At 53.0% G+C, this 12,796-nt stretch carries 14 protein-coding genes; 12 read left to right on the top strand and 2 right to left on the bottom strand.

All coding sequences use genetic code 11. From position 1 onward, the window contains the following. The 4 genes from U9S71_RS19255 to lspA all read left to right on the top strand — a co-directional run. Positions 1–247, top strand: a 247-nt coding sequence (locus tag U9S71_RS19255) for a DUF5675 family protein (RefSeq protein WP_326329410.1), incomplete at its 5' end; no start/stop codon positions are given. 182 nt (positions 248–429) lie between these two features. Beyond that, entirely contained in the window at positions 430–636 is a 207-nt protein-coding gene (locus U9S71_RS19250; protein ID WP_326329409.1) for a hypothetical protein, read from the top strand. After that, positions 623–799: a hypothetical protein gene (locus U9S71_RS19245; RefSeq protein WP_326329407.1), complete on the top strand. Its 177-nt coding sequence runs from the start codon at positions 623–625 to the stop codon at positions 797–799. The genes U9S71_RS19250 and U9S71_RS19245 overlap by 14 nt, the downstream gene beginning before the upstream one ends. A gap of 67 nt (positions 800–866) precedes the next feature. Then, positions 867–1,370: a signal peptidase II gene (gene lspA, locus U9S71_RS19240; RefSeq protein WP_326329406.1), complete on the top strand. Its 504-nt coding sequence runs from the start codon at positions 867–869 to the stop codon at positions 1,368–1,370. Here lspA and U9S71_RS19235 read toward each other — a convergent pair. Continuing rightward, entirely contained in the window at positions 1,360–2,304 is a 945-nt protein-coding gene (locus U9S71_RS19235) for an NAD-dependent epimerase/dehydratase family protein (RefSeq protein WP_326329404.1), read from the bottom strand. The genes lspA and U9S71_RS19235 overlap by 11 nt on opposite strands. Before the next feature lie 281 nt (positions 2,305–2,585). On the opposite strand from U9S71_RS19235, the gene U9S71_RS19230 reads away from it, so the two are divergent. From U9S71_RS19230 to U9S71_RS19195, 8 genes are all read left to right on the top strand, one after another. Then, entirely contained in the window at positions 2,586–3,050 is a 465-nt protein-coding gene (locus U9S71_RS19230; RefSeq protein WP_326329403.1) for an Lrp/AsnC family transcriptional regulator, read from the top strand. A gap of 164 nt (positions 3,051–3,214) precedes the next feature. Next, positions 3,215–3,817 carry a TetR/AcrR family transcriptional regulator gene (locus U9S71_RS19225; protein WP_326329401.1) on the top strand — a complete coding sequence of 201 codons (603 nt, stop codon included), beginning with the start codon at positions 3,215–3,217 and terminating at the stop codon, positions 3,815–3,817. A 14-nt stretch (positions 3,818–3,831) separates the two neighbouring features. Continuing rightward, positions 3,832–5,181, top strand: a complete 1,350-nt coding sequence (locus tag U9S71_RS19220) for a TolC family protein (protein ID WP_326329399.1) — start codon at positions 3,832–3,834, stop codon at positions 5,179–5,181. Between the two features lie 19 nt (positions 5,182–5,200). Beyond that, a complete protein-coding gene (locus tag U9S71_RS19215) occupies positions 5,201–6,277 on the top strand; it encodes an efflux RND transporter periplasmic adaptor subunit (RefSeq protein WP_326329397.1) in 1,077 nt (358 codons plus the stop codon). 55 nt (positions 6,278–6,332) lie between these two features. Next, a complete protein-coding gene (locus U9S71_RS19210; protein ID WP_326329395.1) occupies positions 6,333–9,503 on the top strand; it encodes an efflux RND transporter permease subunit in 3,171 nt (1,056 codons plus the stop codon). Positions 9,504–9,614: 111 nt separating this feature from the next. Beyond that, positions 9,615–10,436: a thymidylate synthase gene (locus U9S71_RS19205; protein WP_326329393.1), complete on the top strand. Its 822-nt coding sequence runs from the start codon at positions 9,615–9,617 to the stop codon at positions 10,434–10,436. An 11-nt stretch (positions 10,437–10,447) separates the two neighbouring features. Then, complete coding sequence (locus U9S71_RS19200) at positions 10,448–10,945, top strand: dihydrofolate reductase (RefSeq protein ID WP_326329391.1); 498 nt, start codon at positions 10,448–10,450, stop codon at positions 10,943–10,945. Next, entirely contained in the window at positions 10,942–11,823 is an 882-nt protein-coding gene (locus U9S71_RS19195; protein WP_326329390.1) for a mechanosensitive ion channel family protein, read from the top strand. The genes U9S71_RS19200 and U9S71_RS19195 overlap by 4 nt, the downstream gene beginning before the upstream one ends. On the opposite strand, the gene coaA is transcribed toward U9S71_RS19195, so the two are convergent. Next, positions 11,820–12,776, bottom strand: a complete 957-nt coding sequence (coaA, locus tag U9S71_RS19190; protein ID WP_326329388.1) for a type I pantothenate kinase — start codon at positions 12,774–12,776, stop codon at positions 11,820–11,822. The two genes, U9S71_RS19195 and coaA, sit on opposite strands and share 4 nt — an antisense overlap. Positions 12,777–12,796 lie beyond the last annotated feature (20 nt).

Raw genomic sequence — 12,796 nt, 5'->3', positions numbered from 1 at the left:
CTTAAGGTTGGTGGATGTTCCGGGGCGTAGCGGTATCCTCATCCACACGGCAAATGACGCTGCAACGGAGTTGCGGGGCTGCATCGCCCCGGTAACTAGGCATACGGGCGAAGGGAAGGGGAGTTATAGCCGAGTGGCTATGGAGCGGGTGGAGGATGTGGTGTATCCGGTGTTGGCGGAGGGAGAGGAGGTGTGGTTGGAGGTTTTGTCGGCTGACCACGCCGCGTCTGCATACTGCGTACGCTAGGCCGCTTGCGTGGCAGCCTTTCGTGTGGTAGGGGTTTTGGCCGATCGCAATGCGTCTGGGAACTCCGTCCCCTAGGCCGCTTTTGCGATCGACCGAAACGAGTAGGTAAGTGCTTGGTTGGTAGGTGGTAGGACAACGAATGGTATTATTTACTGGAATAGGAAAATTTAAACATAAGAATCATGAAATCAAAAGATAAGGAACAATCAGTTTATGAAAAGATTAAGGAGGCGTTGGGGGTGGTTAGCCAGTTCATCGTGACGGCACCGGTGAAGCTGCCGCCGAAGGTGGTGGCGGTGGCCAGATACGTGGCGCTGGCACTGGGCCTGCTGGAGGCGGTGGAAAATGGTATGGGCAAACAGGAGGATGAAGGCAATGAAAACGAGTAATCTTCAACTCGGCATTGGCACGGGCAGCGGTACGCTGCTCAGTGCCTTTGCATTCGTTAATACGGATGATGTGCTGAAAACGGTGGTGCTGGCCGCTATCGGTGCGGTGGTCAGTTTCGCCGTAAGCTGGGTGCTGCAACGATGGAGGCGGAAGGCGAAATAGGGTTCGCGGTTGTGGGTGATTATATGGGGGGAAATAGTTACCTTAGCTTATTGATAAACGGAACAACATGAAATTCAAGCGATGGGCAGGCACATTATTCGGTATCATCTTGATATCGGTCAATATCAGTTGCGACCAGCTGACGAAGGCCATCGTTCGAAAACAGATATCGCCCAGTGAACAGATTACGGTGATATCGGACTATTTGACCCTCACCAATATCGAAAATTCCGGGGCGTTCTTGAGTATGGGGCAAACCTGGTGGCAACCGCTGAAATCACTCTTGTTTATTGTGCTGCCGACCGTTATGCTCCTGTTGGGGGCATATTACATGATGCGGCTGGGTGGTAAACGGCCCTGGCTCACGCTGGCACTGGGATTTGCCATTGGGGGCGGTGTCGGCAATATGATCGACAGGTGGCTATACGGCTCCGTTACCGATTTCGTACACATCCGGGTGGGCCCGCTCCAAACCGGCATCTTCAACATGGCAGATGTATCCATCATGATCGGTGTGGGGGTTATGTTGCTCTTCACCCTACGGGGCAAGCGGAAAACCCTTATTTCTTAAGGCGCGCGGTCAGCGCGGTTAACATCTCCTGTACCATGTCTTCAAGCGGGTACCGGGGTTGCCATCCCCAGTCGTTGCGTGCACAGCGGTCATCGATTTCCGCCGGCCAGCTGTCGGCTATGCGTTGTCGGAAATCGGGCCGGCTCTGCCAGGTGAATGCCGGCAAATGTTGCTGTATGGCGGTTGCGAGCTGTTCGGGGTGGAAACTGAACGCCGCGAAATTATAGGAAGTACGCACCTTGATGGCCTCGGCAGGTGCCTCCATCAGTTGGATGGTCCCCGCCACCGCATCGGGCATGTACATCATGGGTAATGTGGTGTCGGCAGCCAGGAAACAGGTGTAATCGTCGCCCCGCACAGCATGGTGGAAAATATCCACCGCATAGTCGGTGGTGCCCCCACCGGGGAGCGCCGTGTGGCTGATGAGGCCCGGATATCGGATGCTGCGCACATCAACGCCATAGATATCGTGGTAGTAGTTGCACCAGTTTTCACCCGCTACCTTGCTGATGCCATATACCGTGCCGGGCTGCGTTACCGCATGTTGCGGACACGCGGTTTGGGGTGCATGGACTCCGAAAACGGCGATACTGCTGGGCCAGAACACACGGCATCCGGTCTCTCGGGCAACCTCGAGCACATTTAGCAATCCGCCCATGTTGAGGTCCCACGCCTGCTGCGGATGTTGTTCGCCGCTGGCAGAAAGAAAGGCCGCCAAATGATAGAGGGTCGTAGCCCCGGTATCGGCCACGAGCGAGCGCAACGCGTCGCGGTCCATCACATCGAGTATCCGGAAGTTGGGATCGGTCGTGGCGGGCTGCCGGATATCGGTGGCCACGACGCGTTCGGCGCCATGTCGCAAGCGAAGCGCTGCGGTGAGTTCGGTGCCCAATTGGCCATTTGCGCCGGTAATGATGATCTGTTGTTCCTGCATACGAAATCTGTCAAAAAAATCATGGTGGCCGCACCTGGCCACCATGATTTAACCGAAGTTTAAGTCTTGATCGGGCGACAGCCGGTCATCCATGTGTTGTGCCATTTGCATCACCGGTGTCTCTCGATATCACGCTGCAAAATTCTATTCATTAAAACAAAAACACAAGGGTTCTGTTTTAATTCCGTTAAATTAACGGCAGATGGAATGAAATGCCATGTTTTTTATATCTTTGGATCATCAAGTACAGTGTTCGCCGTTAAAGTAATTGGAAAATTGGTTTGATTCCACTCGATCCCATAGATATCGAATTGTTGCGCATCCTCCAGCGCGACGCGACGCTCTCCAACAAGCAACTTTCATCGCAATTGAACAGGTCTGTCGCGGCCATCCAGGAGCGTCGGCGGAAGCTGCGCGAACAGGGCTACATCAAACGGGTGGTGGCTATTGTGGACCGGAGGAAGATCGACCGCAGTTTGGTCGCCTTTTCGCACGTGCTATTAACCTCCCACAGCCGTGAGGTGCTCCTGGGCTTTGAACAGGAGGTGCTGGCATTTGATGAGGTGATGGAATGTATGCAACTGACCGGTGCATACGACTTTATCCTCCGGGTGGCGGTACGCGACATGGATGCCTACAACCATTTCCTGCGCGAGAAACTGGCCACCCTGTCCAACATCAGTACGGTACAAAGTTTTTTTGTCTTGGAAGAGGCAAAAAACGATACCGCATTCCCCTTGCCATAACGTTGTCACCGCCTAGCCTTTACTTTGTTCCCGGGTTGTTTTTGTAAACCTTTTGTCATAAGATATGTGTTCAGTAGTAGTGGTACGTTTTTTCGCTTGCTATTTGCACTTTTAGTTGTACTTTTGACCAAAATTTAAGAATAGTCAAATGGTAAAAAGATAAAATGAGTGCAGTAGACGATAAACGGAACTTGATCATCGAAGCGGCTTTGAAGCGTTTTTCGCACTTTGGAATCGCCAAAACGTCGATGAGCGAGGTGGCGGATGATCTGAAGCTATCGAAGGCAAATTTGTATTATTATTTTCCCGACAAGTTTTCACTGATTGAAGCCATTGCGTACCGGATTATTGACGAGAGCGACGCGGTCATTGAAAAAGCATTCGATGAAGCCAACGGCACGCTGGAGTTACTGATCCGGATGTTGGAGATGAAGCGGGCATATGTGGAAAAATATTACATGCTCATCCTTAATCTCCACGAGATGAACATCCATGAAGAAAAGTGGAAGGAATTGGCAAAACGGTTGTTCCGCCGCGAAGTGGGAACCATTTCGCGCATTTTCCAACAGGGAATAGACCGTAACGAACTTGTAACATTTGACGTTGCAGATACGTCTGAACTCTATGTTGCGATGATACGCGGGTTAGCGATGTTTTGCGACCATGCCGCGCCGCATGCGCTGGTAGATCGGGATGAACTCGTCCGCGTATTTGAAAAACAGAAACAAGCCGCCGCTATCGTTATTAACGGCCTCCAGAAAAAATAGTGATCAGAAATAACATGAATAAATTAACAATGAGTATGCGATTATTTATAGCCACGCTATTCGCCGGTATCATGGGAATGCAAGTCGTGACGGCCCAAGAGGTGTTGACGCTTAAGGATGCGCTCAATTATGCGCTTGCACATAATGAATCGGTAAAGAAGGCACAATTGGATATTGAGGGTGGTAAACACCAGGTAGCCGAGGTGCGGGCATCGGCATTGCCCCAGATCGAGGCGACCGGCGCACTGAACTATAACCCCGTGATCGGGAAACTGGTTTTCAACGGTAACTCGGTCACCATTGGCCAACCGTGGGATTCTTATGTGGGTGCGCAGTTGAATCAGCAGGTGTTTAACCAGCAGGTGTTCACCGGATTAAAAGCGGCGAAAACGACGGCCGAATTTTACGAATTAAGTGCGGAGCTCACCGAAGAACAGGTCATTGAACTGGTCGCGAAAAATTACTACCAGGTTTTGGTAAACCGCGAGCAATTGAGTGTAATCGATACCAACCTCAAAAACGTGAAGGTTATCCACGGTATCGTGTCTAACCAATACGACAACGGGTTGGCCAAGAAGATCGATGTCGATCGGATCAAGGTGAACATCACCAACCTGGAGAACCAACGCGAGGAATTGGTCAACGGCATCGTGATGCTGGAAAACCAGTTGAAATACACCATGGGTATGCCCATCGAAACAGCGATCGTATTGCCCGAAACCGAATTGAAAGAGGTCCCGTCGGTAGTTGATTTCCCCGACCAGCCCAATCGGATGGATCGCTTGGTGGAACTGAACCTGATGAACAAGCAGTTGGAATTGCTAGACCTGCAGTACAAAGCGTATAAGGCCGAGTATTATCCGTCGCTGGCATTGGTAAGCAATTATACCTACACGGCCATGTCCGATAAGTTCAATTACCTCTATCGGAGCTCCGTGGACCCCATGGCTGCCCGGTTCGGCTCCATGGCCATCGGCCTCACGTTGCGCATCCCGATTTTTAACGGATTCGCTACCCGTGCCCGCATGGGAAAAGCCAAGGCAGACTACCTGAAGGCCGAGCAGGATTTGTGGAACACCAAACAGTCGCTGAACCTGGCGAACGAGAATGCACAGATTCAACTGCGCAATGCGTTGAATACCATCCAGTCGCAACAGGTAAATGTGGCCTTGGCACAGGAGGTATATGCCAGTACCCAGAACAACTACAACAACGGGCTGGCGCCGTTAACCGACCTGCTGGATACCGAGAATGCGTTGACGCAGGCGCAAAACAGTTACACACAGGCGCTGCTGAATTACAAGATCGCAGAAATTCAGCTGAAGAAAGCAAACGGAGAAATCAAATCATTAATAAACGAATAAACATCATCATCACACGTATATGAAACGGATCATCATTACCATCGTCGTCGTTATCGGCTTATTGGCCCTCATCGGATGGGTCTTAACGAATAACAAAAAGGAAAACGAGGCGAAAACGGCCGTCGTTGCCGAAACCGGTGGAGCCATCGTCGTCAAGGCGGCCACGGTAACCCGGCAACCTGTCGTGCTCGACTTCTCGGCCAACGGCAACTTCGCCGCCAACCAGGATTTAACGCTGCTTTCTGAAGTGAGTGGCCGTGTTACCCGCATCTTGGTGGATGAAGGCTCGCACGTACGCAAAGGACAGGTGTTGGCGTCGGTAGACCCCGAAATCCTCACCTTGGACAAGCAGGCCGCCCAGGATGCCCTCCAGAAGTTAAAAACGGATTACGAGCGGTACAAAAGCTCTTTCGAAACGGGCGGCGTTACGCGGGCCCAGTTGGATGAAATCGAGTTGCAACTCAGCAATGCGGAGGTGCGCTTGCAGCAAGCCAACCGGCGGGTAGCAGACGCCACCATCAAGTCGCCCATCAACGGGGTGGTCAACCGCCGCGATATTGAAGTAGGGGCGTACCTCTCACCGGGTACCGAGCTTTTTGAAATCGTGGATTTATCGCAGCTCAAATTGCAGGTAACCGCCAACGAAACCCAGGTGGTTAACCTGAAAGTGGGCAGCAAGGTTACGGTGACCAGTACGGTATTCCCTGCCGAGGAGTTCAGCGGTACGGTACGCTTTATCGCTGCCAAAGCCGATAATACACTCAACTACCCGGTAGAGATCGTTATCGATAACAATTCGTCGGCCGAACTCCGCGCCGGTATGTATGGCACGGCCCACTTCAAATTCCCCCAATCGGATCCAGCCATCCTGGTGCCACGTGGTGCTTTTGTTGGCGGGGTAAACAGCAACCAGGTTTACGTATTGGGCCCAGACAGCACGGCGCTGATACGGAAGGTGATTGCCGGAAGGATCTTTGGCGAACAGGTTGAAATTGTACAAGGTCTGGAAGAAGGTGAAGCCGTGATTACGAGCGGTCAGATTAACCTGGTAGACGGTGCAAAGGTAGCCGCTATGGTCGACTCGACCCAAGGATAACGATGCTCAAGTCTCATATCTCAAGTCTCAAATCTCATCTCTCATATCTTAACTCATGAAGATAGCAGAAATATCGATAAAACGCCCATCCATTGTCATCGTGGTGTTCACCGCCCTGACCCTGTTGGGTATCATGAGCTATTTCTCGTTGAACTACGAGTTGCTCCCCAAATTTACCCCCAGCGTGGTGTCGATCACCACCATCTACCCGGGGGCATCACCCAGTGAGGTGGAAAACACCGTAACCAAGAAAATAGAAGACGCGGTAGCCTCGCTGGAGAATATCAAGAAACTCGATGCGACCTCGTTCGAGAGCCTTTCGTTGGTGATTATCGAGCTGAATAGCGGCACTGACGTCGATTATGCGCTCAACGATGCCCAGCGAAAGGTGAACGCCATCCTGTCCGAACTGCCGGATGACGCCGAAGCGCCCTCGTTGGCCAAGTTTTCGATGGACGATTTGCCCATCCTCTCGCTGGCGGCCACGGGCGACATGGACCCGGCGGCATTTTACGACCTCGTCGATAAGCGGATACAGCCGGTATTGTCGCGCGTGCCGGGCGTTGCCCAGGTGAACCTCATCGGTGGCCAGGAGCGCGAGATCCAGGTCAGCATCGACGCGTCAAAACTGGAAGGCTATGGATTGTCCATCCTCCAGGTGCAACAGGCGATCCTGACCTCAAACCTCGATTTCCCAACGGGAAGCGTGAAAACCGAAAACCAGGATATCCTGGTCCGGTTAGCCGGTAAATACAAATCGGTCGATGAACTGCGTAACCTCGTGGTGGCTACCACACCCACGGGTGGTCAGGTGCGCATCCGCGATGTTGCCGATGTGCAGGACACCCAGAAAGATGTCGAAAAAATCGCCCGGGTAAACCGGGAGAGCGCGTTGCTCTTACAGGTATTAAAGCAATCTGACGCCAATGCGGTGGAAGTGAGCCGCGGTACCCAGGAGTCGATTACCACGTTGATGGAAACGTACAAGGCCGAAGGCCTGAATATAGACATCGCCAACGATAGCTCCACGTACACGCTCGAATCGGCCAATGCGGTTATATTCGACTTGTTTCTGGCGATTATCCTGGTTGCCGTGGTGATGCTCTTCTTCCTGCACAGCATCCGTAATGCGGTGATTGTGATGGTTGCCATCCCGGCGTCATTGATCGCTACGTTTATCGGCATCAACCTGTTTGGCTACACGCTCAACCTGATGTCGCTCCTTGGTCTATCGCTGGTGGTGGGTATCCTTGTCGACGACGCCATCGTGGTGATCGAAAACATATACCGCCACATGGAAATGGGCAAGAACAAGGTAAGGGCTTCTTTTGACGGAGCAAAGGAGATCGGGTTTACCGTTATATCCATTACGATGGTTATCGTGGTGGTGTTCCTTCCCATCGCCATCAGTACCGGCATGGTGTCGGATATTTTACGTGAGTTTTGTGTGGTGGTGGTCATCGCCACGTTGCTTAGTTTGGTGGCATCCTTTACCATCGTGCCGCTACTCACCTCACGGTTCGGTAGATTGGATCGGGTGTCTGATAAGAATATTTTTGGTCGGTTCATCCTCTGGTTCGAAAACCAGCTGCACCGCTTTACCCGCTGGGTAACGGGCGTGCTCAAATGGGCGCTCAACCATAAATTCATTACCCTGGCCACGGTTTCTGTGATGTTATTCGCTTCCTTTGGCTTAGTGGCCGGCGGCTATATCGGCGGTGAGTTTTTCGCGCAGGGCGACCGCGGCGAGTTCCTGGTGCAGATTGAAATGCCCAAAGATGCGTCTATTGAGCAGACCAACCAGATGACGCAGAAAGCGGAAGAGTTTCTGGCGGCCAAGCCGGAGGTGGTTTCCGTAATCGCCACCGTGGGGCAGTCGAACGATGGTTTCGTCGGTACGCAGGCGACGGCCTATAAGTCGGAGCTCACCGTGAAGCTGGTTAGTGGCGAAGAACGTGAAGACCCCAGTAACATCTATGCTGCGAAGTTGAAGCGCGAAATGCAAAAAGTGCTTGTAGGAGCCAAGGTAAAGACCGTGCCCATCAGTATTGTTGGTTTTGCCGAGCAGGCACCGTTCGAAATGGTGGTCATCGGCTCTGACCTGGATAGCGTGCTTACCTACGCAGAAGGGATATTGGATCGGTTGCGTAAAATTCCGGGCACATCCGAGGCCAAGCTCTCGGTAGAGAGCGGTACACCGGAGATTACGGTTGAGGTGAACCGCGACAAGATGGCGGCCCTTGGATTGAACTTACAGACCGTAGGTGCCACCATGCAAACCGCATTCAGCGGGAATACCGACGGTAAATTCCGCGCTGGTGAATACGAGTACGACATCAACATCCGTTTTGACGACTACGACCGTAAAAACGTGGAAGACGTGAGCAACCTGCCGTTTACGAACGACCAGGGGCAGCTGGTTCGGCTGTCGCAATTTGCCAGCATCCATGAAGGGTCCGGCCCGAGCCAGTTGGAGCGGCGCGACAAAAGTACGTCGGTAAAAGTACAATCGCAGGTGGTGGGCCGCCCCGTCAGTACGATCGCCGCCGATCTGGAAGCCCAGCTCGACGAGCTGCGGACACCCAGCGGCGTAAGTTACGTGTGGAGTGGTGAAATGGAACAACAATCCGAAGGCTTCGGTACGCTGGGTATTGCGCTCCTCAGCTCCATCCTGCTGGTTTACTTTATTATGGTAGCATTGTACGATAGCTTCGTGTATCCGTTTGTGGTGATGTTCTCCATTCCGCTATCCATCATTGGTGCGTTGCTGGCGTTGGCACTGACCAACAATACCCTGAACATATTCACCATCCTGGGTTTGATCATGCTGATTGGACTGGTGGCCAAGAACGCCATCATTCTTGTCGACTTTACCAACCACCTCAAGGCGGAGGGTAAATCGACACGCGACGCCCTGATTTTGGCCAACCAGGCGCGGCTGCGGCCGATCCTGATGACCACCATTGCCATGGTATTCGGGATGCTGCCCATCGCGTTGGCCACCGGCCCGAGTGCGGAGTGGAAAAACGGATTGGCCTGGGTCATCATCGGTGGCCTTGTCAGCTCCCTGTTCCTTACGCTCATCGTGGTGCCGGTGATCTACCAGATCATGGACAATATCCTGCACCGCTTCGGGCTGGATAAGAAAGGCCAGCCTATCGAGGAGCTGATGGTGGAGGACTATGTGCATAAAGAGGTAAAAGAATACGAAGAAGAAGGCGTATAGCGGTATCCACCGCAACGTATTGATATCAATGAACGTCCCGGGTGTTTGCATCCGGGACGTTTTTCTGCTACGAATTCTGTATCTTTACCCCCTTGAAAGGAACGAATTACCATGAAGCAATACCTCGATTTAATGCGCCATGTGTACGAAAACGGCGTGGAGAAGCACGATCGCACAGGCACCGGTACCCGTAGCGTTTTTGGCCATCAGATGCGTTTCGACCTGAAGGCCGGGTTTCCGCTGGTAACCACCAAAAAGGTGCACCTGCGCTCCATTATCCACGAGTTGATCTGGTTTTTACGGGGTGAAACCAACATCACATACCTCAAGGAAAATGGCGTGAGCATTTGGGATGAATGGGCAGATGAAGCCGGTAACCTCGGTCCGGTATACGGGTCGCAGTGGCGCTCGTGGCCCACGCCCGGTGGCGGGCACATCGACCAGATCGAAAAGGTGGTGCAGCAGCTCAAAACCAACCCCGATTCGCGCCGCATCATCGTATCGGCATGGAACGTGGCCGAGATCGAAAACATGGCGCTACCGCCTTGCCATGCGTTTTTTCAATTCTATGTAGCGCCGGCCGACCCCGAAAGGGGCTTGCTGAAGCCGCAGCTTTCGTGCCAGCTCTACCAGCGCAGCGCGGATATTTTCCTCGGTGTGCCGTTCAATATTGCGTCTTATGCGCTACTCACCATGATGGTGGCCCAGGTGTGTGATATGGAAGTGGCCGATTTTGTGCATACGTTTGGCGATGCGCACCTCTATAGCAACCATTTTGAGCAGGTGGAACTCCAGCTGAGCCGCACACCGCGGCCCCTGCCTACGATGGTGTTGAACCCGGCAGTGACCGACCTGTTCGCTTTCCGGTATGAAGATTTCGAATTGATCGACTACGATCCCTATCCGCGCATCAAAGCACCGGTAGCGGTGTAACCCCCTGTACTATGGAGCGACCCCTCGTATCGGCCATTGTGGCTGCCGCCGAAAACAACGCCATCGGTAAAGACAACCAACTGCTGTGGCACCTGCCCAACGACCTGCGCTTTTTTAAGCGTACCACCACGGGTCATACCATTATTATGGGCCGCAAAACGTACGAATCGGTCGGCAAACCACTTCCCAACCGGCGCAACATCATCATCACCCGGCAGGCCGGGTATACCGCCGAAGGTGCCGAGGTGGTCCACTCGCTTGCGGCCGCCCTCGAAAGCTGCGCCGGCGAAGACGAAGTATTTATCGTGGGCGGAGCGGAGATCTATCAACAGGCACTGCCTGTGGTGAACCGCATTTACCTTACCCGCGTGCATGTAACACTGCCCGGCGACAGTTTCTTCCCCGAGCTGGATAAGCAACGCTGGCGGCTGGTTTCGGAAGACCACCACGCGGCGGACGACCGGCACGCCTATGGTTATACGTTTGAGATATATGAGGTTAACGCATGACACACGCTCCTGATACCGGAAAAGAACGCCCGCTGGGCGGCTGGTTTTTCTTTGCATTCAAGCTGGTGCTGTGGACGGCCATCGCCTATTCGTTTGCGGCGAATGCGGAAATCTATCTTGAACATCCGCGCTTATCGGGCATCGCGTATGGCGTCAATACATTCCTTACGGGAAGCATCCTCATCGCCATCGGCCGGTTTACACTCATTGCCATTTATCGGCGGCGCAATAAGAAAAACAACCGGGTTCGTGGTAATTATATACTGGGCATTAATCAAATCGCTACCTTGTTGAATATCGTATTTGCCATCCTCGGGCTCATGATTGCTTTCGGCATCAACCCCAAGGAGTTCTTAACGAGCATTACGATTGTTGCCATGGCCATTGCCCTGCTGTTCCGCGATTACATCACCAACATGATCAGTGGGCTGCTCATTATGTTTTCCGACCAGTTTACCATTGGCGATACCGTGCGCATAGACGATCACCACGGGAAAATCACGGACATCACGCTGGCGAATATCGTGGTAACGAACGACGATGACGATGTGGTACTCATTCCCAATAATACGGCGTTTACGACCAACATCATTAACCAGTCGCTGCAGAATTCGCGCAAGCTAACGATTGCGTTCGAACTGCCACTGGCAAGCTCCCGCCAGCACAGCATCCTGGAAGAAGAGATGCGTAACGCACTGAAGTCGTATGGTACGGCCATCGTGCCCGATAGTTTCCAACTCCGGGTAGTAGGGATAGGCAAGGATGCCGTTCAATATAAACTGCAGTTTTCGACCACCAAGAAAGACACCGCGTTGCGTAGGAAGCTGCGTAATGACCTTTACCAGCACATCATCGCGTTTGAAGCCGCCGCGCGTTAAACCTTCCTTACTTTTACGCTTTTCACAAAGTGATGGCTGCCTTTCTCGAGGATCAGGTCGGCACGGAACCGCGTAGGGAGGATGTTTTTCAGCAGGTTGGGCTTGTTGATTTCATTCCATATCCCCGCGGCGGTTTCGGCACTTTGTTTCTCGTCGAGGTCGGCATAGCGGTGGAAGTATGAATCGCTATCCTGGAAAGCGGTTTTCCGGAGCCATTCGAATCGCTGGGTATACCATTCCTGCAGGTTTTCCGGGGAGGCGTCTACATAAATCGAATAGTCGAAGAAGTCCGATACGAATACCCGCGGACCACGGTGCTTGCCCTTTACGTTGACCTGGAGCACATTGATGCCTTCCACGATGAGGATATCGGGTTGCGACACCCATTGCAATTGATCCGGTACAATATCATACACCAAGTGGGAGTATACCGGCGCCGACACCCGTTCTTTGCCCGATTTGATATCCGAGAGGAACCCCAGCAGCAGCCGGGCGTCATAGCTCTCGGGAAAGCCCTTGCGGTTCAATATCCCTTTATGCTCCAGGTAGCGGTTCGGGTACAGGAAACCATCGGTGGTAATGAGTTCTACCTTGGGGTTGCCCGGGGCGAGCGACAATACCTTTTGCAACACCCGTGCGGTGGTGCTTTTGCCGGCGGCCACGCTTCCGGCAATACCGATAACGAAAGGCAGGTGCTTGGTGTGGTTATCGAAAAACGAATTGGTGTGGCCATGCAGCTGCCGGAAGCTATCGATATGGAGCCGCAGCAGGTGGCTCAGCGGGAAATAGACCTCTTCGATTTCCTGCATCGTGAGGGGCTCATTCAGTGCGTTGAGCTTGCGGATGTCTTCGTCGGCCAACACGTAGTTGGGGTGCCCGTTGAGCGTCTTCCACGTCTCGCGGGTTACATGGCGAAAGGGAGAGTACGCGATACCGTTATCCATCTTGGTCATTCCGGTGGGGTTGGTGAAGC

Source organism: Parapedobacter flavus (assembly GCF_035818675.1).
GTDB lineage: Bacteria > Bacteroidota > Bacteroidia > Sphingobacteriales > Sphingobacteriaceae > Parapedobacter > Parapedobacter flavus.
The sequence above is the reverse complement of the archived record's forward strand: the minus strand, read 5'-3'. Positions and strand labels throughout refer to the sequence as shown.

Excerpts from the sequence above, each read along its gene's own strand:
- U9S71_RS19250 (WP_326329409.1), top strand. The coding sequence starts at position 430 with ATGAAATCAAAAGATAAGGAACAATCAGTTTATGAAAAGATTAAGGAG.
- U9S71_RS19220 (WP_326329399.1), top strand. The coding sequence starts at position 3,832 with ATGAATAAATTAACAATGAGTATGCGATTATTTATAGCCACGCTATTC.
- U9S71_RS19210 (WP_326329395.1), top strand. The coding sequence starts at position 6,333 with ATGAAGATAGCAGAAATATCGATAAAACGCCCATCCATTGTCATCGTG.
- U9S71_RS19200 (WP_326329391.1), top strand. The coding sequence starts at position 10,448 with ATGGAGCGACCCCTCGTATCGGCCATTGTGGCTGCCGCCGAAAACAAC.
- lspA (WP_326329406.1), top strand. The coding sequence starts at position 867 with ATGAAATTCAAGCGATGGGCAGGCACATTATTCGGTATCATCTTGATA.
- U9S71_RS19215 (WP_326329397.1), top strand. The coding sequence starts at position 5,201 with ATGAAACGGATCATCATTACCATCGTCGTCGTTATCGGCTTATTGGCC.
- U9S71_RS19195 (WP_326329390.1), top strand. The coding sequence starts at position 10,942 with ATGACACACGCTCCTGATACCGGAAAAGAACGCCCGCTGGGCGGCTGG.
- U9S71_RS19205 (WP_326329393.1), top strand. The coding sequence starts at position 9,615 with ATGAAGCAATACCTCGATTTAATGCGCCATGTGTACGAAAACGGCGTG.
- U9S71_RS19245 (WP_326329407.1), top strand. The coding sequence starts at position 623 with ATGAAAACGAGTAATCTTCAACTCGGCATTGGCACGGGCAGCGGTACG.
- U9S71_RS19225 (WP_326329401.1), top strand. The coding sequence starts at position 3,215 with ATGAGTGCAGTAGACGATAAACGGAACTTGATCATCGAAGCGGCTTTG.
- U9S71_RS19235 (WP_326329404.1), bottom strand. The coding sequence starts at position 2,304 with ATGCAGGAACAACAGATCATCATTACCGGCGCAAATGGCCAATTGGGC.
- coaA (WP_326329388.1), bottom strand. The coding sequence starts at position 12,776 with ATGACCAAGATGGATAACGGTATCGCGTACTCTCCCTTTCGCCATGTA.